Annotated in this window: 24 protein-coding genes; 9 read left to right on the forward strand and 15 right to left on the reverse strand. The window is 36.2% G+C overall.

Annotated elements, in window-relative coordinates:
- Positions 1-92 precede the first annotated feature (92 nt).
- The gene (locus tag B0A80_RS09150; RefSeq protein ID WP_089077083.1) at positions 93-1,103 is read left to right on the forward strand and encodes an OmpA family protein; all 1,011 of its coding nucleotides are present in this window, start codon (positions 93-95) and stop codon (positions 1,101-1,103) included.
- Positions 1,104-1,208: 105 nt separating this feature from the next.
- On the opposite strand, the gene B0A80_RS09155 is transcribed toward B0A80_RS09150, so the two are convergent.
- From B0A80_RS09155 to B0A80_RS09180, 6 genes are all read right to left on the reverse strand, one after another.
- The gene (locus B0A80_RS09155) at positions 1,209-3,584 is read right to left on the reverse strand and encodes a TonB-dependent receptor (protein WP_089077084.1); all 2,376 of its coding nucleotides are present in this window, start codon (positions 3,582-3,584) and stop codon (positions 1,209-1,211) included.
- Positions 3,585-3,651: 67 nt separating this feature from the next.
- Positions 3,652-4,233 (reverse strand): Crp/Fnr family transcriptional regulator, encoded by a 582-nt coding sequence (locus tag B0A80_RS09160; protein ID WP_070905507.1) that lies wholly within the window; start codon positions 4,231-4,233, stop codon positions 3,652-3,654.
- Between the two features lie 94 nt (positions 4,234-4,327).
- The gene (locus B0A80_RS09165; protein ID WP_089077085.1) at positions 4,328-4,918 is read right to left on the reverse strand and encodes an NAD(P)H-dependent oxidoreductase; all 591 of its coding nucleotides are present in this window, start codon (positions 4,916-4,918) and stop codon (positions 4,328-4,330) included.
- An 82-nt stretch (positions 4,919-5,000) separates the two neighbouring features.
- Positions 5,001-5,822 (reverse strand): helix-turn-helix domain-containing protein, encoded by an 822-nt coding sequence (locus tag B0A80_RS09170; protein ID WP_089077086.1) that lies wholly within the window; start codon positions 5,820-5,822, stop codon positions 5,001-5,003.
- Between the two features lie 28 nt (positions 5,823-5,850).
- Positions 5,851-6,549 (reverse strand): lipoyl(octanoyl) transferase LipB, encoded by a 699-nt coding sequence (gene lipB, locus B0A80_RS09175; protein ID WP_089077087.1) that lies wholly within the window; start codon positions 6,547-6,549, stop codon positions 5,851-5,853.
- Between the two features lie 5 nt (positions 6,550-6,554).
- Positions 6,555-7,310, reverse strand: a complete 756-nt coding sequence (locus tag B0A80_RS09180; RefSeq protein WP_089077088.1) for a hypothetical protein — start codon at positions 7,308-7,310, stop codon at positions 6,555-6,557.
- Positions 7,311-7,580: 270 nt separating this feature from the next.
- Between B0A80_RS09180 and lysS the strand changes: the two genes are divergently transcribed.
- Positions 7,581-9,281 (forward strand): lysine--tRNA ligase, encoded by a 1,701-nt coding sequence (gene lysS, locus B0A80_RS09185; protein ID WP_070905511.1) that lies wholly within the window; start codon positions 7,581-7,583, stop codon positions 9,279-9,281.
- Positions 9,282-9,392: 111 nt separating this feature from the next.
- On the opposite strand, the gene B0A80_RS09190 is transcribed toward lysS, so the two are convergent.
- The 4 genes from B0A80_RS09190 to B0A80_RS09205 form a co-directional block, all read right to left on the reverse strand.
- Positions 9,393-9,995: a hypothetical protein gene (locus tag B0A80_RS09190; RefSeq protein WP_089077089.1), complete on the reverse strand. Its 603-nt coding sequence runs from the start codon at positions 9,993-9,995 to the stop codon at positions 9,393-9,395.
- 56 nt (positions 9,996-10,051) lie between these two features.
- Complete coding sequence (locus B0A80_RS09195) at positions 10,052-11,077, reverse strand: 2-hydroxyacid dehydrogenase (RefSeq protein ID WP_089077090.1); 1,026 nt, start codon at positions 11,075-11,077, stop codon at positions 10,052-10,054.
- A gap of 88 nt (positions 11,078-11,165) precedes the next feature.
- Positions 11,166-11,582, reverse strand: a complete 417-nt coding sequence (locus B0A80_RS09200) for a hypothetical protein (protein WP_089077091.1) — start codon at positions 11,580-11,582, stop codon at positions 11,166-11,168.
- A gap of 78 nt (positions 11,583-11,660) precedes the next feature.
- Positions 11,661-12,584: a DUF4274 domain-containing protein gene (locus B0A80_RS09205; protein WP_089077092.1), complete on the reverse strand. Its 924-nt coding sequence runs from the start codon at positions 12,582-12,584 to the stop codon at positions 11,661-11,663.
- 241 nt (positions 12,585-12,825) lie between these two features.
- Here B0A80_RS09205 and B0A80_RS09210 point away from each other — a divergent pair, with 241 nt between their 5' ends.
- The gene (locus B0A80_RS09210) at positions 12,826-13,263 is read left to right on the forward strand and encodes a hypothetical protein (protein WP_089077093.1); all 438 of its coding nucleotides are present in this window, start codon (positions 12,826-12,828) and stop codon (positions 13,261-13,263) included.
- Between the two features lie 49 nt (positions 13,264-13,312).
- On the opposite strand, the gene B0A80_RS09215 is transcribed toward B0A80_RS09210, so the two are convergent.
- The 5 genes from B0A80_RS09215 to B0A80_RS09235 all read right to left on the reverse strand — a co-directional run bounded on the left by B0A80_RS09215 (position 13,313) and on the right by B0A80_RS09235 (position 19,570).
- Positions 13,313-15,787, reverse strand: a complete 2,475-nt coding sequence (locus B0A80_RS09215) for a zinc-dependent metalloprotease (protein WP_089077094.1) — start codon at positions 15,785-15,787, stop codon at positions 13,313-13,315.
- 277 nt (positions 15,788-16,064) lie between these two features.
- Positions 16,065-17,351, reverse strand: coding sequence for a glutamate-1-semialdehyde 2,1-aminomutase (gene hemL / locus B0A80_RS09220; protein ID WP_089077095.1), 1,287 nt, complete (start codon positions 17,349-17,351; stop codon positions 16,065-16,067).
- Between the two features lie 88 nt (positions 17,352-17,439).
- On the reverse strand, positions 17,440-18,336 hold the full coding sequence (locus tag B0A80_RS09225) for a glucosaminidase domain-containing protein (protein WP_089077096.1): 897 nt from the start codon (positions 18,334-18,336) through the stop codon (positions 17,440-17,442).
- Positions 18,329-19,225, reverse strand: a complete 897-nt coding sequence (locus tag B0A80_RS09230; protein WP_089077097.1) for a 1-aminocyclopropane-1-carboxylate deaminase/D-cysteine desulfhydrase — start codon at positions 19,223-19,225, stop codon at positions 18,329-18,331. The genes B0A80_RS09225 and B0A80_RS09230 overlap by 8 nt, the downstream gene beginning before the upstream one ends.
- 3 nt (positions 19,226-19,228) lie before the next feature.
- Positions 19,229-19,570, reverse strand: coding sequence for a hypothetical protein (locus B0A80_RS09235; RefSeq protein WP_089077098.1), 342 nt, complete (start codon positions 19,568-19,570; stop codon positions 19,229-19,231).
- A 112-nt stretch (positions 19,571-19,682) separates the two neighbouring features.
- Here B0A80_RS09235 and B0A80_RS09240 point away from each other — a divergent pair, with 112 nt between their 5' ends.
- From B0A80_RS09240 to B0A80_RS09265, 6 genes are all read left to right on the forward strand, one after another.
- Positions 19,683-19,862: a DUF5522 domain-containing protein gene (locus B0A80_RS09240; protein ID WP_066032608.1), complete on the forward strand. Its 180-nt coding sequence runs from the start codon at positions 19,683-19,685 to the stop codon at positions 19,860-19,862.
- Positions 19,863-20,275: 413 nt separating this feature from the next.
- Complete coding sequence (locus B0A80_RS09245; RefSeq protein ID WP_089077099.1) at positions 20,276-22,252, forward strand: urocanate hydratase; 1,977 nt, start codon at positions 20,276-20,278, stop codon at positions 22,250-22,252.
- Between the two features lie 129 nt (positions 22,253-22,381).
- A complete protein-coding gene (locus B0A80_RS09250; protein ID WP_017496687.1) occupies positions 22,382-22,921 on the forward strand; it encodes a DUF4136 domain-containing protein in 540 nt (179 codons plus the stop codon).
- 322 nt (positions 22,922-23,243) lie between these two features.
- Complete coding sequence (gene ilvA, locus B0A80_RS09255) at positions 23,244-24,488, forward strand: threonine ammonia-lyase IlvA (RefSeq protein WP_089077123.1); 1,245 nt, start codon at positions 23,244-23,246, stop codon at positions 24,486-24,488.
- Between the two features lie 141 nt (positions 24,489-24,629).
- Positions 24,630-25,016 (forward strand): group III truncated hemoglobin, encoded by a 387-nt coding sequence (locus tag B0A80_RS09260; protein ID WP_070905523.1) that lies wholly within the window; start codon positions 24,630-24,632, stop codon positions 25,014-25,016.
- A gap of 107 nt (positions 25,017-25,123) precedes the next feature.
- Positions 25,124-25,564, forward strand: coding sequence for a hypothetical protein (locus tag B0A80_RS09265; RefSeq protein WP_070905524.1), 441 nt, complete (start codon positions 25,124-25,126; stop codon positions 25,562-25,564).
- The last annotated feature ends 33 nt before the right edge of the window (positions 25,565-25,597 follow it).

The raw sequence follows: 25,597 nt of genomic DNA on the forward strand, positions 1-25,597 counted from the left end.
AAAAAAAAAAAAAAAAAATCGATTAAACGGAGTATTTTTCTTTGTTAAAATCTCTTTGCTTTGTTATCTTTGATTCTCTAAAAACTAACCAAATGAAAATCAAAGCTTTAACATTACTTCTAATTACATACATGATCGTAGCCTGTAATTCCAATAAAAAGCAGAATGATGTGACGGATACCACAGATTCTCTTGTAACGCCCCCAGCTACCGAAACCACTTCCGGACCGTCGTCGGCTAAAAAATTTGATATCAATTCGATTCCGATTTCAGACAAAAGCCTCGGTGCATTCCCATATTTTAATCTGCCTGACAATTACGAAGACACTTCAAAGAACACTATTGCTGATTATGACGTTGCTTATTTTTGGGTAAAAGATCATTTCGAAAAACCGGAAGGAAAAATTTTCTATTCCAGAATTAAAGCAAAAGAAGGGAAATCTTATAGCGATCTCGAAGTAGCACGAAATTTAGATGAATTGATTAAAAGTGTGGACGGAGTAAAAATCTCTGAAATGAAAGTTCCAGCAGATTCTTCACATACAATTCCAGACAACAATCGGGTAAAATATATGAATGGTTACGGTTTCATGGCAAATGCCATCACCACTACCTATTTAATTCGACGTGCAGACAGAAATATCTGGATTCAGCTTACTCCTTATGACGATGCCGTTTCGGCGGGATGGATGGTTTTGGAAACAAAACCTTTTAAGATTACCGCCTCTCTTATCAAAGCGGATGCCATAAAAAAAGAACTTGATACTAAAGGACACATTGCTTTGTATATTAATTTCGATACCGATAAGGCTACTATAAAAACAGAATCTGCACCTATAATTGATGAGATTCAGAAATTGCTAACGGCTAATCCCAATCTTAAAATTGCTATTGAAGGTCATACAGACAATAGTGGCGACGCAGCCCACAATAAAAAACTTTCAGAACAGAGAGCAAATGCTGTAAAAGCGGCACTAACTTCTAAAGGAATAGATTCCTCAAGACTACAAACAAAAGGCTGGGGTTCTGACAAACCAATTGTTGAGAATACAAGCGAAGAAAATAAAGCAAAAAATCGCAGGGTAGAAATTGTAAAATTATAATACTGATCCCCGATTAGATCCGGAATGAATATTAAACTACGAAAAATGCAGACAATAGGTGATCTTTTGTCTGCATTTGTTCTGTAAACTAAACTCTTAATAATTTTAAAACTGAAATTTATATCCAAAATCAGGAGAGAATCCAATCTGATCCTTCTGATTTACACTATTCGTTAAACGATTATACTCCTTCGTAAAGATATTGGTATGGTTGGTTACATTTTGGAAATCGATATAAAACTGATGAAACCTCTTTTTTGTTTTACTGTTAAATTTAATTCCAAACTTTACATCCAACCTTAAATAAGGATCATACTTTTTGCTAAAGGCATTGGCATCATCCCTAATCTCATAACCCGCATTGTTGGAAGCAGCCAGATCAACCGGCGTGTAATAACGCCCTCCCGCAGTTGTAAATTTGGTATCAATAGAAAAGACATTTTTCTTTGCTTTTCCTATTCTAAATTCTTTCCCCCCTAACAGATTGATGACATATCCATTATTAAAAGGTGAATTACGTTCTATACCGTCGCTCCCTTTATACTTACTTTCAAAAAACGAAGTAGTAAACAAAGCATAATATCCTTCACTAAAGAATTTCTCAACTGTAAATTCAATCCCCTGATTGTATCCGCTTCCCTTACTTACTAAAGACGTTTTATCAATTGAATAACCAAAATCAGCACCTTCTGTTAAGGTAGAATAACTGCTTGGGAAGGACTGAACTCCTGCCTTACTAATATCCTGATAGTAAATTTCTACTTTCCCTCGCCACTTTCTGGCCAATCGTACATCATAACCCAAAACATAATGCTGACTTTGAACTAAATCGAGATTCTTGTTAGTTTGAACCTGATTTCCATTTACCCATTCATTCAGAAATAATATTGGAGCCGCAACGCTTTGATGATGCAATCCATAACCAAAACTAATGATATTCCTTTGATTTACCGCATAAGCCAAAGCGGCTCTGGGTTCGAAAGCAAACTCTTTGTTTATAGAAAAATACTGTCCGTGTATCCCCGCATTAAATGTTAGTTTTTCGGTCAGACGAAATTGTCCCTGAGCAAAGGGCTGAATAATATTGTAATTCCCATTATTATTTATGAGCTGTACAAAGTCCGGATAACCATCTCCGTTATTGTCCTGTTGTCTGTCACGGGTAGCCATTTTAGCATCGAGCGTATAATTCTCAAAAAGTAAACCAGCTCTGAAAGTTGTTTTTTTATTGATTTTAGAATTGAACAAAGTCGAGAAAGTAACTCTGTTTTCATTGTTACTAATATCCGTAAAAGGCAAACGATTTACTGCGGGCGTACTGAAATTATAATAGCGGAAATTCTCATAGGAGTTGCTCGAATTTGAAAAACCGACAATTGTTTTCAAATATGATTTTGTTCCAATTTCCAAATTGTGTTTTAATCCAAAAGAAGCAAATCCCGATTTAACATAGGCATCCTCATCCTGTGCAGCAAAAGGATCTTCCTTATCTATTTTATCTCCTAAAAAATCAATATCCGATGTTCCGTAGATTCCAAAAAGCGAGAAATTACCCATTTTACTTTTTCCTAAATCTACATTAAAACTAATGTCTCTGTAATTAGGCTGTGCATCTGTACCCGCTAAACCTAAAACCCCGACAAAACCATATCTTGCCGACGCTACAAAGGAACCTCCTTTTTTACCAAGCGGGCCTTCGGCCATAAATTCGACACCCGGATAAGCTCCGGCACTAATCATATACTCATAATCATCGGGATTTCCTTTTCGGAAACTCAGATCAAAAACACCTCCAATTGCATTTCCATACTCCGCCGGAAAAGCAGATGTTAAAAAGTCAGAATTAGCCAGAAGATTTGGATTCAGAGCCGAAATTGGGCCTCCAGTCGTTCCCAATGTCGAAAAATGATTGGGACTCGGAACCGGCATTCCTTCTATTCTCCACAACATTCCCGATGGTGAATTTCCACGTACCACAATATCGTTTCGACTGTCATCTCCGGTAGAAACTCCCGCAAAATTAGAAACCAAACGTGCCACATCGCTCCTTCCTCCTGCATACCGATTGACTTCTTCTGTCGTAAATTGTTTAGTCGATACCAACGCCATTTTATTAATGGATTTCGCTTTACTTAAACCCGAAGTCACTACAATTTCATCCAGTGTATTAAACTTCTCCATCATCGAAACCGTCAGCAGATTGTCTTTTCCTGTCGTAACATCCAGGTCCGAAACAGAAGTGTTTTCATAACCCTCAAAACTAAAACTCAAACTCTGTCTACCAACCGGAATATTGGTTAATTTAAAACTACCTTCGGCATCTGAAATGGCATTTTTTTTCTCATCGCCAATTAATACTATAGCAACTCCGATAAGTGGTTTTTCAGATTGTTTGTCAATTATTTTTCCTTTTACAGTACCCGTTTGAGCATAGGTAATCCACCCAAAAAGACTTATAATAATCAAGAATATTCTTTTCATTTTTATTTTGCTTTACAGTTATAGAAGCAAAAATAAAGAGCCGAATTTTCTTAAAAATTGACTTGAGTTAAGATTTACTGTTCAATGTAATTCTGGTTCGGATTCGGCTTAAACTTTCGGGTTGGATTCCCAGATAACTGGCAATGTATTTTAACGAAACCCTTTCGACCACTTTGGGACAATACTTTAAAAATCGCAAATAACGTTCTTCATGCGACAATAAAGACATTGCCATATTTCTGCCGGTGAGACCTTTTATGGTTCTTTCCATCATAATTCGTAAAAAGGAATTGAATACAGGGTATTCAGCAACCAGTTTTTCAAAATCATGTTTGTACGCCAGATACAACACACAATCTTCCAGAGCTTCTATATTGAGCAATGAAGGCTTTCCGTAAAGAAAACTCTCAAAATCAGAATACCAGTCATTTTCAAAGAAGAAGTTTCCGGTAGACTCTACTCCATCAAGTGAGTAATAGTAACGAATACAGCCTTCCGCAATAAAAACTCCGAAATTACACACCTCTCCTTCGACTAAAAGGTGCTCATTTTTTTTGATTTTCTTTAGCCTTAGTATGTTTTTAAAAGCCATACTTTCCGCTTCATTAAATTGCATAAATCGCGACAGGTCTGTTATTACATTTTGCATGATTGGTTATTTTTTAGAAAAAAGTGGTTTTATAAATAACTTCAACAATTCCAAAAAATTGCCTTAAACAGCTATAAAACAGAAATATAACAAATTAGACCTGCAAAGCCTTTTCCTGAAACACTTCTTTAATCTGATTGCTCCATCCAGAAACATTCTCGTCAGAAACTCTGTCGGCTTTATCAAAATAAAAATGCTTCTGAACCTCTAGTCCGCAATAATTAAAAATTCCGATATCTGACGTTAGTGTTAAAGCTTTATCCATTCCTATTGATTCGTATTCTGCATTTGATTTCCCGTGTGAATTGATTATGATTGCCTTTTTCCCTGTCAATAAACCTTTCTGAATTCCCTGATCGTATCGATAAGCAAATCCATAACTAAAAACACGGTCAATATAACCTTTCATAATCGCGGGCATTCCTGTCCACCAAATTGGATATATAAAAACAATGCGATCAGCCCATGCGATAAAATCCTGTTCGGTTTTAACTTCCTCCGCAATTTCGCCTACTCTCTGACCCTTCATATCTGCCAGAGATAAGACGGGATTAAAGTTGATTGCATTTAAATCTCTCACGATAACTTCCTGCCCTGATTTTTCAAGATTCTCCGTGATAATTTGTTTGAAAAAGTGATTTAAACTTCCTGTATTTGGATGTGCGTAAACGATTAAATTTTTCATGTTTTCTGTTTTTTAAGATTGAACATGACAAATGTAAATCCAAGGGTCTCATGACAATTGTAAGAAAACGAAAAGCAGACTTCTAAAGCTTCTTTGAACTACAGATATCGCTTTGAAATTTCAGAAATTTGGTTGGAGAGATATTCATGTAATGTTTAAAATCATGTATCAACTGACTCTGATCGTAATAACCGCATTGCTCTACAACAGCAAGCCAGTCTGTTTTGGAATCCCGTAAAATATCTTTCTGAATTACTTCAACGGCTTTTAAAAAACGCTCGTATCGACTAATTTCTTTAATTGTATAGCCAAAAAACTTCTTTTGATTCAACTGAACATTTCGCTCTGATTGATTTGTTTGAGATGCGACTGCTTTTATGGGATCTATGTTTTTTTCTCTAAAATCAGTCAAAAGAGAAATCATGGCATGTTGTTCTCGCAAATAAGGTTTGCAAAATTCTAAAATATGGTCAACACGTTCGTTTGGATCAGAGAGCTCGTTAAGTTCTTCCCATAAAAGGGAAAAACAATTTTCGGCAATCAAAGTATCGGGATCAACAGGTAAAGAATGAGTAAGAAGTGCATTCCCAAAAAATCTATAAAATGCATCTTCTTTAAAATTGGCAACTAAAATCTCCGAATCAGGATTTAAAGTGTATTCAAAAGCTTGTTTTATTGGTCCTAAAACAACACATTTCTGCACTTCAAGAGTTGTATTTTGCTGTGATTTTAAAGAAGCTCCTTCTCCAAAAATAAAAACCAGAATGGTCTGAAAAGTAGGCAATAATGTTTTCGTTACAGGAATATTGCCTTTATTCTCTGCAAAATAAAAATGTGAAAAAACAGTATCGAATGCTGAAGGAACAGCAATTCTATAATTGTTATTTTCTTCAGCATGTATCATACTATTTTATATTTCAAAAGCTCTTTTTTTAAACAAACTCCGCTTCAAACAAATCGGTTAAATGTTTGATGATTTTCGCTTTTACTTCTTCTTCATCAACTTTTTCGACACCAAGCTCTACCTGTAAGGAAGTAACTCCTTTACCACGGATTCCGCATGGGATAATGTTATCAAAGTAGCCCAAATCGACATTTACATTTAAAGCAAATCCATGCATGGTTACCCAGCGTGACGCACGAACACCAAGCGCACAAATTTTTCTGGCAAACGGAGTTCCAACATCTAGCCAGACTCCTGTTTCACCGTCACTTCGTCCGGACTTTAAACCATATTCTTCTAAAGTGAGGATAATAGATTCTTCCAGAAAACGTAAGTACTTATGAATATCGGTAAAGAAATTCTCCAAATCCAAAATTGGGTACCCTACAATTTGTCCCGGCCCGTGATACGTAATATCACCACCACGATTGATTTTATAGAAGGTAGCTCCTTTGGCTTCAAGCTGTTTTTCGTTCAAGAGTAAATTTTCAAAATCCCCGCTTTTGCCTAATGTGTAGACGTGCGGATGCTCTACAAACAACAAATAATTGGGAGTTTCCAGATCGAGCTCTTCTCTTCTGTTTCTGATTTTTAGGTCGACTATATCCTTGAACAGTTCTTCCTGATATTCCCAGGTCGATTTATAGTCTCTGCTTCCTAAATCCTGAAGTTGGATTTTTTTATTCATCTTAATTATTTTTCAAACTCAACATCAAAGTTAAGTTTGTCAGGATTCTCCATATAATCCGTGAAAGGGTATTGAATTGTAATTGTTTTTCGGTCTTCACTAAATAAAGCAGTCGGATTTGATACTTTTTTAATGCGTTTTGGGAAATGGTATTTTAAAACATAAGTAGAAGATGCAAAAACCATTTTTGACATTTCGGCTGTTGTATCTTTCACTTTCTCGGCTTGTTTTTGTTTGTCGACTGTCGCTTTACGGGTAAATTTCTTTCCGTCGTAATTGAAGCTTACTTTACTGTTGTTGTCTCCCAAACCTCCTACAAAGGGTGTTGAAGCATCTGCTCCTCCAACCAGCTTTTGAAGTGTATTCACCGATTGTAATATGTCATGTAAGTCATTTACTTTTTTAAAGTCTTCTGAAAATATCATCAGAAATTCTTTCTTCTCCTCATTCACTTTAATATTAACCACAAGGTCTTCCAATTTTTTTATTTCACTTTGAACTTCCGGAGATAATTTTGAAATGCTTTCCCCTTTATCTGCCAACAGTTGTTTGAAGGTAAAAGTAGAATCCATATTTTTTTTGTTATTCGCTCCCAATTGATCACCAATCTGATCTCCTGCCATTGCCATTAAAGCAGAGCCGTCCATATCTAAAGAAAATTTTCCGGTTCCGTTATCACTTACATAAATATTTTCGGTAAAAGTACAGCTTGCCAGAGTGGCGAATAAAAAAGAAAAACTGAGTAACTTATATAATTTCATCGTGGTTAATTTTTCTCAAAGATACGAAGTTTCGTGGATTGTTTAAATGGTGATTTGTTTAATCGCTTAACTGTTTAATCGTTTAACCGTTTTGTTGGATCCTTAGATTCTCAGAACCTCATAATCTTAGATCCTTAGAAAAGATACAAGTGGATAGCGGAACAAAACTACCTTGAAAACCTGAAAATTACTGCTTCAAAAAATCTAAAATCAGCATTCTGAAATCTACATTCTTTTCTTTATCTTTGCACACTTAAAAAAGAGCACAAAATGGCATTATCAGAACAAGAAATCATCCGAAGAGAAAAACTTCAAAACTTACGCAACTTAGGAATCAATCCTTATCCAGCTAATCTTTTTCCTGTAAATCATACTTCAAAGCAGATAAAGGAGTCATTTGAAGAAGGTAAGAAGGTGATCGTTGCGGGGCGTTTGATGAGTGTGAGAGATCAGGGAAAAGCTTGTTTTGCTGAATTGCAGGATAGTGAAGGGCGTATTCAATTGTACGTAAATCGCGATGTTTTGTGCGAAGGTGACGATAAAACGTTATACAATCAGGTTTTTAAAAAATTAACCGATTTAGGAGACTTTATCGGTATCGAAGGAGAATTGTTCACGACTCAGGTTGGAGCGAAATGTATTCGTGTGAGCGGGTTTACTTTTTTGAGTAAAACATTACGTCCGCTTCCTTTACCAAAAGTTGATGAGGACGGAAATGTACACGATGCTTTTAATGATGCTGAATTGCGTTACAGAATGCGTTATGTAGATCTAACGGTGAATCAGCATGTTAAAGAAACGTTTATCAAACGTACCAAGTTGTTTACCGCTATGCGTGGTTATTTTAACGATGCCGGATATCTTGAGGTCGACACACCGGTTTTACAATCGATTCCCGGTGGTGCTTCGGCAAGACCTTTTATTACGCACCATAATTCGCTTGATATTCCGCTTTACATGCGTATTGCAAACGAGTTGTATTTAAAAAGATTAATTGTTGGTGGATTTGAAGGTGTTTATGAGTTTTCCAGAAACTTCCGTAATGAAGGAATGGACAGAACACATAATCCTGAGTTTACTGCAATGGAAATATATGTAGCCTACAAGGACTACAACTGGATGATGGAATTTGCAGAAGGCTTGCTTGAGCATTGTGCGATTGCCGTAAACGGAACAAGCGAAGTTACTTTTGGTGAGCACAAAATCAACTTTAAAGCGCCTTACGCCCGTGTTACGATGACGGATTCGATCAAACATTTTACCGGTTTTGATATCTCAGGAAAAACGGAAGAAGAACTGTTTGAAGCTGCAAAAGGAATGGGAATCGAAGTTGACAAAACAATGGGGAAAGGAAAACTGATCGATGAAATTTTTGGCGCGAAATGCGAAGGAAATTACATTCAGCCTACTTTCATCACGGATTATCCAAAAGAAATGTCTCCGTTATGTAAAGAACACCGCGACAATCCAGACTTAACCGAACGTTTTGAACTAATGGTTTGTGGTAAAGAAATTGCGAATGCTTACTCAGAATTAAACGACCCAATTGATCAGCGCGAGCGTTTTGAAGACCAAATGCGTCTGGCTGCAAAAGGTGATGATGAAGCAAACGGTATCATCGACGAGGATTTCTTAAGAGCTTTAGAATATGGTATGCCTCCAACATCAGGAATGGGTATTGGAATGGACCGTTTGATTATGTATTTAACCAATAATGCATCAATCCAGGAAGTTTTATTATTCCCGCAAATGCGTCCGGAGAAAAAACAGACTGTGGAATTATCAGACGAAGAGAAATTTATCGTTGATTTATTGAAAGGAAATGAAAACAAAATGGATCTTCAGCAACTAAAAATTACTGCTAATTTAAGCGGTAAAAAATGGGACGCTTCCATGAAAAACTTATCTAAACACGGTTTGACTAAAGTCGCTGTTGAAGGTGAGTTTAAATTTGTAGAGTTGGTAGGATAATTTTTTTTAAAAATTCAAATTTTGGAAAATCCAAATTCCAAAACTGATTTATAATAATTTAAGCCCGACAGGTTTTAAAAACTGTCGGGTTTACTATTTAATACAATTTGATTAAAACGAGTACTTCTCCAACTTCTTCCCATCAATATCCAAAACCTTTGCACTTTCTCTTGAAGCGTCCTCTTTGACAACTTCCTGAACAGATGGATTTGACGGATATTTTCCGTTTTTCAGTTTTAGAAGATGAAATTCCCCTCCACTTACAGCTATTAGATTATAAAATTTTTCAGATACTGAAGTGGTTACATAAATTGGAAAATCAGTTACTGTAAAAGAATTAATCAGACTTCCGTCATTATTTAAAATGTATCCTGAGCAGCCACCACTTCCACAAAAATAGGAATTAGAAAAACCTACAAAATACTCCTCTTTCTGATCATTATTTAAATCAAATGCATCATAATAAAAAAACCTATCCTCTTTTGTCAGTGCTGGCAAATCTTTCTTCAGCAATACCAGAAGCTGCTTTCTGATTAACTCTAGCGTTTTATCGTCTTTTACAGGAGCCTCACTCACAGCTGCTGTTCCGGTTGCTGTTTTTGTTATGGTGTCAGTTGCAATGGCCTCCACAACATTCTCTTTTTCTGTTTTTTCTTTATTCTGGCACGAAATCATTCCTAAAATTACAAATGCCATTAAAATTTTTCTTTTCATGTTTTCTCTTTTTTAATTTTTACGATTCCGTTTGAAAACCTGTCGGGTCTGTCAATTTAAACTAACAAGGCAGTTTTATTTTCAATATCATTCTCTGTCAATAAAGACTTTATATTGTTAAAGGTCACCAAAGCGATCTGTGTTAGCGCTTCATTGGTAAAAAACGCCTGATGTGCGGTCACCAAAACATTTGGAAAACTCATCAAACGCTGAATCGCATCGTCCTGAATAATATCAGCCGAAAGATCTCTAAAGAATAGTTTTTCTTCCTGTTCGTAAACATCAATTCCTAAATAGCCTATTTTACCTTCTTTCAAACCTTCGATAACAGCCGCTGTTTCAATCAAAGCTCCACGACTGGTATTGATGATCATCACGCTGTCTTTCATTAAAATAATAGACTCCTTGTTAACAATATGTTTCGTCTGATCGTTTAAAGGACAATGTAAGGAGATAATATCACTGGATTTGAAAATCTCGTCCAACGAAACAAACCGAACACCGTCTTTTTCCATTTCTGCGCTTGTTACGATATCATACGCAAGAACTTTACAGCCAAATCCTATCGCAATCTTTGCAAAAGCTTTTCCAATGTTTCCCGTTCCGATGATTCCGATGGTCTTCCCAAACAAATCAAATCCTAGTAATCCGTTTAGTGAAAAATTTTGTTCCCGAACTCTATTGTAAGCTTTATGCGTTTTTCTGTTCAGCGTTAAAATCATTGCCATTGCATGCTCTGCAACAGCCTGAGGCGAATAAGCCGGAACGCGACAAACTTTCAAATTGTACTTTTTAGCAGCATCCAAATCAACATTATTAAAACCCGCACAACGCAAAGCAATAATTTTCACTCCTTTTTCTGCCAATTGCTTCAATACAGTCTCGTTGACAATATCATTCACAAAAACACAAACAATCAATGCTTTTTCAATCAATCCAGCCGTTTGAGGATTTAATTGTGTTTCAAAGAAATCCAATTCAAACCCAAAAGCATCATTGTATTTATTGAAGAACGTTTTATCGTAAGGCTGCGTTGAAAAAAAAGCTATTTTATTTGTATTTACTGTATCCTTTAAACTCATCTTGATTACTATTTTTGAGATTTTTAACTTCCTGTTCTACTAAATTAAACAATTCTTCTGAAGTAACTTCTGATCCTGAAAAATCAACTTACTTTAAATATTCTTTTCCATGTGCAACAACCAATCCGTCTTTTGGGCAAAGACAGGAAACATCATAACCTAAACTTTTAAGAATCTCTAAACCATCTATAACTGCTACTTTATTGCCACCATTCCATCCCTTTTTCAATCCGTATAAAATGCATTCTCTGATATATTTTGGCCGGTTTAAATTGACGCTTTCGGCTTCTTTATCAGATACTCTGGTTAACACTACTCCGGTATTTAAAGGGTTTCCAGCATACAAATCTTCCCATGTAACAAAACTGATTTTCAATGGAGTTTGTTTATGACCTTCCAGGAATATCGTTATTTCGAATGTTGCCGCTTCTGTTTCAAGTGCATATTTAGTAACGCTTTTGTACCAATAAACATTCTCTTCAACTGTAATTTTTCTTAATCCCATACGTGTAAAATGTTACCCTTTGAAAAACCAAACGATCTCTTCGTCTCTCTTTTTTAGCCAAAAAATCCTTTCTGCTTGTTATCCTCTAAACTTCAAATGATCGGTGCTAAACAATAATCCGATTCCGCTGTAAGGATCTCTCTTTAAATCATAAAAATTATTTACTCCCTTCATCTCTTTGTACAAATCAGAAATGATCGAAGCAGGTTGAAATCCGTCTATGGTATGATTGATAATCGTATCTGCCAAACAGGTCAACTCTTTTGTACTATTTGTGACGCCTAGATTATTTCCGGTTTCCCAATCCCAGACAATCCACTCCCAATTGTGCTTTTTATGCATACAATCCATCCATAAATAAGACAAATTTTTAATTTTGATCTTCCCTAGTTCATTGTTTTTCCAGTATTCGACACTTTCAACAATGACGCTTACTGCTACATCTGTATTATCGTAAACAAAATCGGTTTTTGAAAGCTGAATAATCTTTATGGCATCTGCTATACGGTTGGTAATCGTTTTCAGCTCTTTTTCGTTTGGATTTCTTAAAAAAGCAAACTCAATATCTAATCGTTCGAAAGCTACTCCTTTTGTCTTAGTCAACATTTCAGACGGAATACCTTCAAGATTGGAATTTTCATCCACAAAACTTTCTTTAGGATCAAAGGAAAAATTCTCATCCTGATAAAAACCTGTTGTATACCTTCTTTCAATTTCCTTCAACAATTTATATTGCTCGAAATACAAATCTTCTCTTGCCTCATCTTCACTTTTAAACCTGCTAAAATAATCGGGCTGCAACAGCCAATACATACAAAGAACTGTTCCCTTATCAAGTGTTTTTTGTTTGACAATCCACTCAAAAGGTTCGATCCCATCATCATAATTCCAGTTTTGAACAAACTGATGCCACTCTGCTGCAGTTAACTTCTGATAAGACATCTCTCCGTTTACCGCTTTTAAAACCCGGTTTTTATTTTTTTTGCTAAATAATTCTTCCATTTTTTGATTCTGATGATAAGTGTCTCTTCTTTCTATTATGAAAACAAATTTAATTAACCTTTTCTTATAAAAACATGATAAAAAACATAGACTGACAAAACCATTATTAAAACACTAAAGGTCAAGCCATAAACCTTTTTCACTGCTAGTTTTGTTAAATAAACTATAATTACGACAAGCTCGTTAAACCTCTTTCATCCGATAAAGTCTAAATGCTATAAACAATTAAAAAACTTACCTCATGAAAAAATTAATTATTGCAGCTTTCCTATTCGTTGGAATAGCGAGTTTTGCACAAGAAGCGGATCAGACTGTTCAACCACAAAGAGAGCGACTAACTCCGGAACAACGCAATGACAGACAGTTAAAAAAACTTACTTCTGAACTAAATTTAGATGCCAATCAGCAAACTCAGATAAAACAGCTTCTGACTGACAGAAGTGCTAACGCTGAAAAGTTTAGAGAAGACCGTAAAAACAGAAAAGACAATGGTACAAAGCCAACAACAGAAGAAAAGGCTGCTTTTAAAAAACAAATAATGGATGAAAAAACGGCTAACGATACCAAAATGAAATCGATTCTAAATGCCGACCAATACAAAAAATGGACAGCTTTACAAGACGAAAAAAAAGAAAAAGCAAAAGAGAAAGTGAGAGAATACAAAAAAGCAAATAACTAATATCATTCATAAAAAAAAGAGGCCCAAAAGCCTCTTTTTTTATAAGTTTTTATTTCGGATTAAGAATTAAGTCAATTCTCTTAATGCAATCCTCGTAATGGTATTTGGTTTCTGCATTTACAGGTCTTGCTTTTGCTGCTAAAAGTGTACTTCTTAATGCATTCAATTCTCCACGAACCAGGGCTCTAACATCAGATTGTCCCACATTATAATACACCGTTGATCTGTCAGATGGCTTTATTTCTTCTGTCATTAAGGCTCCCATTCGATCAATATAGCCGCGTTGCAGGTTTCTTCTGTAAATCGTAACATTTCCTGGTGTTGCGGCTTCTTTCCAGATTCCTTTTCGTGTATCTCTTAATAAATCCAGTGCTTTGTAAGTGTCCCCTCCAAGAACTTCATTATCTACCAATCTGCCGATACGTCCAATACTAAGCAAACTATTCAACTGTCTTACCTGTAAGCTTCTGAATTTTTCTGCATAACCTGCAAAATCCGTATTCTTTAAAGTTGCCACATTTACAATCCATGTTGGAGATGCAAAAGCATTGGCCTGAAGCCAGTTCATTGCTTCAATTTGTTTTGCTTTCGGTACTACTTCATAAACACTTCCTGCCTGATTTGGATTTTTAGTATTTTCATAAACTCCGCCAACATTCGTCACCACATGACCTACATATCGGCTCCAAACGTCCAGCATTTCTTTATACAGTTCGTCCAGATCTTCATAATTATTGGTCACGTTACTCGTCCATTCGTTTAAATGGGCTGCTACATATTCCAGGTTTTTAAGTCCATAAGTACTTGCTTTCATTGAATTATTTCCAATATCTTCGGTTTGCGAAGTAGGGTCAAAAGCACTACTTTGTTTTCCAAATTTATACAAAGGATTTCCGGCTTTGTCCAAAATCCATTTGTCCAGAGTTGCTTTTTCATCCTGAGGAGATTTTGCATTTGGAATTACTCTGTATCCCCAGTTTAAAGCATAGTGATCGTAAGCCCCCATTTTACGAATAAAACGAATATTTTTATCTCCCGGCTGCGCGATATAATTGTATCTCGCATAGTCCATTATACTGGCAGAAATTCCGTTTTGCTGAGTAAAATCACCATTTCGGTAACTTTCTACGTCATAGGCACAGCTTGCGCCCATATTATGCGGAAAACCTAAAGCATGACCCACTTCGTGAGCAATTACCATACGCATCATCTCTCCCATTTCTTCGTCGCCGGTTTGTAAAGTTCTGGCTGCTGGGTTTGCTGCTCCGGTTTCTAGTAAATATCGGTTTCTGTATGAACGTAAATGATTGTGGTACCAAATCACATCACTTTCGATTATTTCACCGCTTCTTGGATCTGAAACACTCGGACCAACTGCATTTCGCGTGGTACTTGCAACATAACGAACAACAGAATATCGAGCATCTTCCGGACTAAAATCAGGATCTTCTTCTTTTGTCGGAGCATCTTTTGCGATAATTGCATTCTTAAATCCAGCTGTTTCAAAAGGCTTCTGCCATTCTTCTATTCCTTGTTTAATATACTTGCGTAATTTTTCAGGAGTCGCAGGATCCAAATAGTAAACGATAGGTTTTACCGGCTCAACTAGTTCTCCTCTTGCATAGGCTTCCGGATCTTTTGGTTCCAATCTCCAACGACGAATGTAGGTTTTAAGATCTGATTTTAATTCATTACTTCCGTAGTCGTACTGACTTACGGTAAACCAACCAACTCTTGGATCTGCCAGCCTGGGTTTCATTGGCACTTCAGGCAATAAAATCATCGACTGGTTCATCTGAATACTAATCGATTCTGTATCTTCCAGCATCGATGGCTTTGAAGCATTATAGGTCATATCCTGAATGACCTCAATATTCATCGGAAAACTCTTGATAGTATTAATAAAACTTCTCGAATCATCAAGTCCTTTTACTTTATACACTTCACGCATTTCTGCCGATATTCCGCTGATAGCCTTAACATCAGTACTGTAAAATTTGGTAACATCCACAACAGTGTTGGCCGAATCTTTACTAAAAGCTACAATATCAAAAGCAAATAAAGTAGGTTCGTAGTTATTTGCTTTTACCGAAATACTAATTGGTAAGGTATCATTGGCTACTGCATTGTATGATTTTGACTTGATGAGAATTTTATCCTGAAAACGCTGCCAAACAATTAGTTGCTCATTAGTTTCTGATCCTGCATTTACATAACCGCCACCCAAATTAGAAGGCAGTTTGGATAACCTGCTCACTAAAAGCATGTCTTTGTTCAGGTATTTATTCGGAATCTCGAAATAGTATTTTTTATCGACTTTGTGTACTTTAAAAAGTCCGTCATCAGAAATAGCGTCTTTGGTGATTACCTTGCTGTAGTCTTTAATTGCTGACTCCGGTTTTTTCTCCGGCGGGGCAGCTGCCGATTCGTCTTTTTTAGATTTTTTCTTATTTGATTGTGCAAATTGAGAGGTGGGAAATAGCACAAATGCCGCTATTGTAGTTAAAATGAGAAATTTCTTCATTTACTGCAGGTTTAATGGTTATTTAATAAACAAAAATAATTTTTATCCTGAATATACGACGGAAAACCTTTTTATTAACTTTTCATTAACTACTTTGTGATTTTAGTGTTTAAGCTGCAAAACGAGGTCAAAGATTGTGAAATGTAAAATGTGAAATGCGACTATAAACCGTGACCGAAAACTGCGACTGAAAACTACAGTGAAAAAAAAGACCCAGCTTTACTAAAAAAACTGAGCCTTCGATTGAAAAAAAATATATACTTTAAATTTCTAAGATTTAAAAAGTCTTCGAAACTTTATCGATCGCATTGATTGTAAAATCCAAGTCTTCATAAGTTAGCGCATCGGTAATAAACCAGGTTTCATACGCCGATGGGGCAATATAAACACCTTCTTGCAACAAGCCGTGGAAGAATTTCTTAAACGTTTCATTATCGCCTTTCGCAGCAGTTTGAAAATCAACAACCGGATCTGCATCAAAGTGAACAGAAATCATCGATCCTACTCTATTGATGGTAAAAATAACATTATTGGCTTTTAAAACCCTGTCGATTCCAGCTTCTAAATAAGCTGTTTTTTCTTCTAAACGAGTAAAGATTGCCGGATCATTATTTAGTGCCTGTAACATTGCCAAACCTGCAGCCATTGCCAGAGGATTACCTGACAATGTTCCTGCCTGATATACCGGGCCAAGCGGTGCCAAGTAATTCATGATTTCTTCGCGGGCTGCAAAAGCACCTACGGGTAAGCCTCCACCAATTACTTTTCCGAAAGTCACAATATCCGCATTGATGTTGTACAATTCCTGAACTCCTCCACGAGCCAGACGGAAGCCTGTCATTACCTCATCAAAAATCAGTAAAATTCCGTTTGCCGTACACAATTCTCTTAAGCCTTCCAGAAAACCTTTTTGAGGTGGAATACATCCCATATTTCCGGCAACAGCTTCGATAATAATGGCAGCGATTTCACCTTTATTAGCTTCGATTAAAGTTTTTACATTCTCTAAATCGTTGTATTTTGCCAATAAAGTATCTTTTGCAGTTCCTTCCGTAACTCCGGGGCTGTTTGGTGATCCGAATGTCACGGCACCACTTCCCGCCTGAATCAAAAATGAATCAGAATGTCCGTGGTAACAGCCTGCAAATTTTATGATTTTATCTCTTTTTGTAAATCCGCGAGCCAAACGAATAGCACTCATACAAGCCTCTGTACCTGAATTTACAAATCTTATTTTATCAATATTCGGAACCATAGAAACCGCTAAAGCAGCAATCTCCGTTTCTAATTCCGTTGGCATACCAAATGAAGTTCCCAGTTTTGCTTTTTCGATTACCGCATCCACAACTGGCTGAAAAGCATGCCCTAAGACCATTGGCCCCCATGAATTGATATAGTCGATTAATTTATTTCCGTCTTCGTCATACAAATAAGCACCCTTGGCACTTTTTACAAAAATTGGAGTTCCACCAACCGCTTTAAATGCTCTTACCGGTGAATTTACTCCTCCCGGAATTACTTTTTCTGCTTCAGCAAAAAGCTGACTACTTCTTTTATAAATCATTATGATTTTAGATTTTAGATTTCTGAATTTAGATTTTAGATTTTAACGAATTCGAACCAAAACTGAAAACTGTTACTGAGACGGAACACTATTTCACTCTCAACTTCTGTCCGATCGAAATCGCGTTATCCGAAAGATTATTTTTTTGTTTTAAATCATCAACCAATACATTGAATTTTTTTGAAATCGAATACAAGGTATCTCCTTTCTGCACTTCATATAGATTTGGATCGTTCGAATTAGAAGATGAAGGAGCGGTAGAAGAAACGGAAGAACTTCTTACCGGAGCTGATTTTTCAAAAGGTTTATAGCTTTTTCCGGTAACCTGACAATCGTATTGATGCAAATTGTATCGTTCGATATAGCTAATTAATTTATCCGGATAATTGGGATCTGTAGCATAACCTGCAGCTCTTAATCCTTTTGCCCAGGCTTTATAATCGTCTTTTTCGTAAGTAAACAAAGTCGCATATCTATTTTTCCCAACCAAAAATAAAGCATGATCTCTATAAGATTCTGCAGCTTCTGTATATTTTCGGAAACATTCCTGAGCAGAATCATCATCATGACGAACACTTTCTCCCAGCCAGTCTTTATGACACTTAATTCCAAAATGATTATTGGCCTCCAGGGCCAAATCTCCTTTTCCAGCACCGGATTCTAAAATTCCCTGTGCCAGAATGATACTTGCAGGAATGCCGTATTTCTGCATATTGCCTATTGCAATATCTTTGTACTGTAAAATATAATTATTGATTAAATCGCTGGTTACAACTGTTTTTGAAGTAGACTGAATAACCTCAGTTGTATTATTTGTAGAAGGGTATTTTTTGCCAATTGGTTTGGTGTAAGTTGGCTTTTTGGTTGTTGCCACTCTGGGCCTCTGGACCGCCGCCGCTTTTTTGGTCGTCGCGATAGTAGGTTTACTTGAGGAGCAGCCTACTATAGTTGCCAGAATTAAAAGTGCTAATATTTTTTTAACCATTGCTTTTAAGTATTGGTAATTTTTTCTGCTTCAATTTAATATTCATCCCCGCAATTCCCTGCAATCCGCCGGTGTGAATGAGTAAAATTCTTGAATGTTCAGGAAAGTAATTTTTATGTATTAAGTCTATAACGCCAAAAACCATCTTTCCCGTATAAATTGGATCCAAAGGCACTTTAGTTTCTTCAAAAAAAGTATTGATAAATTCAATTAATTCCAAATTTACCTTCCCATAACCTCCAAAATGATAGTCAGAAATTAAATCCCAGTTATCTTTCTTTGCAAAAATACGAATTTCATCGGTTAAAAAGTCACCTTTTAACGCTGGAAATCCTAAAATTTTCTGATTTGGCAACGCACTATTAATCAATCCCGATATCGTTCCGCCCGTTCCTACCGCACAACAAACGAAATCAAAAATGGCGTCTTCTTTAGTTAAAATCTCTTCGCATCCTTTTACAGCCAATTCATTTGTCCCGCCTTCGGGTACTAAATAGAAATCACCAAATTTATCTTTCAGTTTTTCTATAAAGAAATCTTCATTTTTATCCCGGTACTCCTCTCGCGTCACAAACTCAAACTGCATTCCGTTTTCCTGAGCAAATTTTAATGTCGGATTTTCTTCTATTTTATCAAAAAGTTCCTCTCCCCTAATAATCCCTATCGTTCTGAATCCCTGCTCTTTTCCGGCATAAGCAACTGCTGCAATGTGATTGGAAAAAGCTCCGCCAAAAGTCAACAGAGTCTCTTGATGTTCTGCTTTTGCCTGAAATAAATTGTATTTCAATTTTCTGAATTTATTTCCCGAAACAAAGGGATGAATCAAATCTTCTCGTTTTATAGTCAACGAAATACCCTTTGGAAAAGCGATTTGGATTTCCTGATTCAAAATCTAATGGTGTTTTAAAGTTAAGTAATTCAAAAAGCCAAAAAAAGATCGACTTTTCAAATAATTAAGATGAGTTTCATTGGCGTAAGCTTCTCTCTCAAAGCTTATATTCCGATAGGCCAGCTCTTTGTCTTTGTATTGTATCAGCCGAATTGCATATTCAAAAACATACAAAATATAAAACGGAAAAATCAATAATTCCAATTGCTGCCGAAGATGAATTTTTTCATGATTGACAAAAACAGCATTTGCTTTATCTGCATCATATTTCAAAATCACAAACGGAAACACAGCCATTCCCCGATACCCTTTTGGAATTAAATATTTAGCAACAATCAGAAACATTAGCTGTAAAATTTATAAATTTGTAGATGAAAATTGTTCAATTTCATTAAAGTCACAATCTATTAATTATTTTTGATTTTAGAAAAGGAGAACACGAACGCAATGCAGATTTATGAAGGAGCAAAGTAATGAAAATAAATTAATCGAAGGGGAAGATTTTTACTATACCCCCGAAGGTTATAAATGCTTTACTGAAAAACACCATTTAAAACGTGGTTATTGCTGTAAAAGCGGCTGTCGTCATTGTCCGTATGGATTTGACAAACGAACAGGGGAAATAAGAAAAAAGTAGCTTGTTAGAATGTTAGACTTCTTAGATTATTAGATTTTTTTTCATCTGAGTAAGCTAACTTCAAACAATCTTTCAAAGTAATAATTGTAAAATTACATAATCACGACTTCAGTATTTATAGAAAAATCGAAGAAGTCTAACGATCTAAAATCTAAAAATCTATTTATGGATATTCTGTTTCGAAAATTTAGGATTACCATCCACAAATCCTATCACAGGTCGGATATCCGTTATCCTTAGTTATTTTTTAATTAGAAAATGTGACAATTTGAAAATGAGATAATTATTTTATTTCTTTAATTGTCATGTCGCTCCGATGGAGCTTATAGCCTATTTAATAAATCGCAGATTATAGCTTGCTTAAATCAAAACCTTAGCAGCTTAGAATCTTAGCAACTTAGTACCTTAAAAAAATGACTTTCAAAGAACAAATACAACAAGGAATACCTACCATATTACCACCAAAGGCAACATACGATTTAGCGATTAACCATGCGCCAAAGCGAAAAGAAATCCTATCAGCAGAAGAAAAAAAACTGGCTTTAAAAAATGCATTACGTTATTTTGATGCCAAGCACCATGCCGAATTAATTCAGGAGTTTTCAGAAGAATTAGAAACTTACGGACGCATTTACATGTATCGTTTTCGTCCGGAGTACAGAATGTATGCCCGACCAATTGACGAATATCCGGGAAAATCATTGCAGGCAAAAGCCATCATGCACATGATTCAGAACAATTTGGATTATGCTGTAGCACAACATCCACATGAACTGATTACTTATGGTGGAAATGGAGCTGTTTTTCAAAACTGGGCACAATATTTACTAACGATGCAATACCTGTCTGAAATGACAGACGAGCAAACTTTGACCATGTACTCAGGCCATCCGATGGGATTATTCCCGTCGCATGCAGAAGCTCCAAGAGTTGTCGTAACGAACGGAATGGTGATCCCAAATTATTCGAAACCGGATGATTGGGAGAAAATGAATGCCTTAGGTGTTTCGCAATACGGACAAATGACTGCAGGAAGTTATATGTACATAGGACCACAAGGAATTGTACACGGAACAACGATTACGGTTTTGAACGGTTTTAGAAAAATCAAACAAAATCCGGAAGGAAATCTTTTTGTAACTTCAGGACTTGGCGGAATGTCGGGTGCACAACCAAAAGCCGGAAATATTGCCGGCTGTATCACGGTTTGTGCAGAAGTAAATCCAAAAATCACCAAGATTCGTCATGAGCAGGGCTGGATAAATGAAATCGTAACTTCGACAGAAGAACTGGTAAAAAGAGTCCTTAGAGCAAAAGCCAATAAAGAAGTGGTATCTATCGCTTACTTAGGAAATGTAGTAGACGTTTGGGAATGCTTCGACAAAGAAAACATCAAAATTGATTTGGGTTCAGACCAGACTTCTCTTCACAATCCTTGGGCGGGAGGTTATTATCCAGTTGGAATTTCTTTTGAAGAAGCTAACGAAATGATGGCTAATAATCCTGAATTGTTCAAAGAAAAAGTACAGGAATCATTACGTCGTCAGGCGAAAGCGATTAACCAACACACTGCAAAAGGGACTTACTTTTTTGATTACGGAAATGCCTTTTTATTAGAAGCTTCACGCGCAGGTGCCGATGTAATGGCCGAAAATAATATTGATTTTAAATACCCAAGTTATGTTCAGGACATCATGGGACCTATGTGTTTTGATTACGGTTTTGGTCCGTTTAGATGGGTGTGTACTTCGGGAAAACCGGAAGATTTACAGAAAACAGATGCCATTGCCAGTCAGGTTTTAGAAGAAATGGCTCAAACAGCTCCAAATGAAATCCAGCAGCAAATGCAGGACAATATCAAATGGATCAAAGGTGCACAGGAGAACAAACTGGTTGTAGGTTCGCAAGCGAGAATTTTATATGCCGATGCCGAAGGCCGAATTAAAATTGCTGAGGCTTTCAATCAGGCGATTGCCAAAGGTGAAATTGGAGCCGTTGTTTTAGGACGCGATCATCATGACGTTTCGGGAACAGATTCTCCGTACAGAGAAACCTCTAACATCTACGACGGATCACGCTTTACAGCCGATATGGCCATCCAAAACGTGATTGGAGACAGCTTTAGAGGAGCAACCTGGGTTTCTATACATAATGGCGGCGGAGTTGGCTGGGGAGAGGTTATAAATGGTGGCTTTGGTATGGTTCTTGATGGATCTAAAGAGGCTTCAAAACGTTTAGCCTCAATGCTTTTTTGGGATGTTAACAACGGTATTTCAAGAAGAAGCTGGGCCAGAAATGACGAGGCTATTTTTGCAATAAAAAGAGCAATGGAAGTTCAGCCTTTATTAAAAGTGACCTTACCTAATATAGTAGATGAAAATCTATTTTAGATAGTAATGTCAAGCTGAGCGGAGTTGAAAAAAAGAGACTTCGACTCCGCTCAGTCTGACAGAGCTATGCTCCGTCTGACGGGCTGCGCTCAGTCAGGCAGATCAAAGAGAACATTAAATTTTTAACATATGAAAACATTCAAATTAGTACCCGTTTTTTTGCTTTTAATACTAGCGTCATGCAGCACAGTCAGCGTTTACTCTGATTACGACAAAAACGTAAATTTTGCCTCTTACAAAACGTATGCTTTCTTCAAGCCCGGAATTGACAAGGTTGAAATATCTGATTTGGATAAAAGACGTATTTTACGTGCCATCGATGATCAAATGCAGGCCAAAGGTTTTACCAAAAGCGAAAACCCCGATTTATTAGTTAATATTTTCACTAAAGCAAGAGAACAAGTCAATGTAAATCAATTTAGTGCCGGCTGGGGTTACGGTTGGGGATGGGGATGGAATCCTTACATGATGTACGGAGGAAATCAAACTACCGTTTCTACTTCTACCGAAGGAACTTTATTCATTGATTTGATTGATGCTAAGAAAAAAGAAATGATCTGGCAAGGAGAAGGTGTTGGAACACTAACCAAAAACGTTGCTAAAAAAGACGAAAAGGTTGCCGAGTTTGTATCTAAAATTCTGGCACAATACCCTCCGGTTAAAAAGTAGTTTTCAATCTCTGTTTTCAGTTTTTTACAAAAACTAAAAAAAGTTATTGAAATCTTCTCAAAATAATTAATACATTTGCGATTCAATTATCTGAAATGAAAAACTTAAATAACATTATTATCACTATTACTATTATTGCAATTCAGCAATAATGGCGAGGTAATGTATAAATAAGTAAACAAAATACAATTTATAAAACCTCCCAAAACGGGAGGTTTTTTTATTTTAAAAAAAATAAAGTACAAAACATTTTGCCGCAGATTTCACAGATTAAAAATCTTTTTAAATCCTTTAATCTATGGCAAAAAACAATTTAATCCTTATGAATTTATTTAACGAAGTACTTGCTGCTCAAAAGCAACTTGAAAATGTGGTTGCCGCTACTCCACTCACCCAAAATTTAAACCTTTCGGAAGAGTTTAAATCATCTATTTTATTAAAAAGAGAAGATTTACAAATTGTGCGATCGTATAAAATCAGAGGAGCTTACAACAAGATTTCTTCGTTAACCGAAACCGAAAAAGCAAACGGAATTGTATGTGCCAGCGCGGGAAATCATGCGCAGGGCGTAGCTTACTCCTGTCATCTTCTGCAAATAAAAGGTAAAATCTACATGCCTAAAACCACTCCAAAACAAAAAGTCAAACAGGTACAATTGTTCGGAAAATCATTTGTCGAAATTGTACTTACCGGAGATACTTTCGATGATGCCTATGCTTCCGCTACAGCAGATGCAACCGAAAATCAAAAAACGTTCATCCATCCTTTTGACGATGATAAAGTAATTGCCGGTCAGGGAACTGTAGCATTAGAAATTCTGGACAGTTACAAAGAACCTATCGATTATGTTTTTGTTCCCATTGGCGGAGGTGGGCTGGCTTCAGGTTTGTCTGAAGTTTTTAAGCAACTGAGCCCAAATACAAAGATTATTGGAGTAGAACCCAAAGGTGCTCCTTCAATGAAAAACTCTATTGAAGCAAATAAAAACACGGCTTTAAAAACAATTGACAAATTTGTGGATGGTGCTGCCGTTAAACAAGTGGGTGACAAAACTTTCGAGATCTGCCGAACTAATTTAGACGATATTATTCTGGTCCCGGAAGGAAAAGTCTGTACTACGATTTTGCGCTTGTATAACGAAGAAGCCATGGTTGTAGAACCTGCAGGAGCTCTGACTATTGCCGCTTTAGATTTTTATAAGGATAAAATAAAAGGCAAAAAAGTGGTTTGTGTGGTGAGCGGAAGTAACAATGACATTGAAAGAACAGCCGAAATAAAAGAACGTTCTTTATTATACGAAGGTCTGATGCATTATTTTATGATTCAGTTTCCACAGCGTCCGGGTGCTTTAAAAGAATTTGTAAACAACATCTTAGGTCCCGATGATGATATTACTTATTTCCAATTTGCTAAGAAAAACAGCCGCGAGGTAGGCTCAGTAGTCGTTGGTTTAGAACTAAAGAACAAAAAAGACATTCTGGCGATTAAAATGAACATGACCAAAAACGGATTTGAATTTCAATATTTAAATGACCGTCAGGATCTATTTACACAATTGATCGGATAATGTAAAAAAGGGTGTGATTTAAAACTGTCTATTTTTACAATAAAACCTTTTCAATCGAATTTACAAACAATCTGAAATGATAAATATCAGCGATCACAAATTAGTTAATCGTATTTTTGTCTTTCATTTATAGTAAAAAATATGGAAACGCTTAAAGATATTTCAAACATAGAAGATATAAAATTAATGGTGGACAGCTTTTATGGTAAAGTGAGAAAAGACGATTTACTGGGATCAATTTTCAACGACAAGCTACAGGATCGCTGGCCGGAGCATTTAGAAAAAATGTACGGCTTTTGGCAAACTATTTTGTTTGATGTTCGTGCCTATTCAGGAAGCCCTTTTCCTCCACACAAACAACTACCGGTAGATAAAACCCATTTCGATCGCTGGGTACTGCTTTTTAATACTTCTATCGACGGGCTTTTCTCGGGAACTATTACCGAAGAAGCAAAAATGCGGGCAGCCAACATGGCTTATATGTTCAATTATAAAATTGACTATTTCAGAAATCCCGAAAATCATTAATTTTTTAATTGATAATTAGCGGATTTTACGGTTTGTCTTAACTAAAATATACCGTACTTTTAAATCCAAATAAAATCATCCTAACCAACCTGTTATTGCGTTTACACATGAAAAAAATAGTACTATCTTTTTTGTTCTCTCTTTTATTTTTAAATTTTACTAAAGCACAATCCTCAAAAAACACTTTATACAAAGGAACAATTGACGGAAAAATAAATGTCACTTTTTATATAAAAGCGGAAGAAAATCCCTGTACAGCCGACCTAATGTACACTTCAATCTATCGTTATGACAAATCAGGAGGTTGGATTCAGCTGAATATTACGCAAAACACAAAAAACGAAAATCAGTTCGCGCTTGTAGAACATGGATTCTCAGGTATGATGATTTTAACGAAAGAAGGCACCAATTTTAGTGGCTTATGGATAAGTCCTGACACTAAAAAACAATTAAAAGTGGTACTAAAAGAAGCCAGTATGTCTAAAAAAGACATCGAATCGTACGAAAAAAAACTGGAGAAAGTTAATTACGAAAACAATGACTGCTAAAAGACAAGCTTTCTTTTCTTATTGGGAAAAGTC

The sequence above is a fragment of the Flavobacterium tructae genome (genome assembly GCF_002217475.1).
GTDB classification, from domain to species: Bacteria; Bacteroidota; Bacteroidia; order Flavobacteriales; family Flavobacteriaceae; genus Flavobacterium; species Flavobacterium tructae.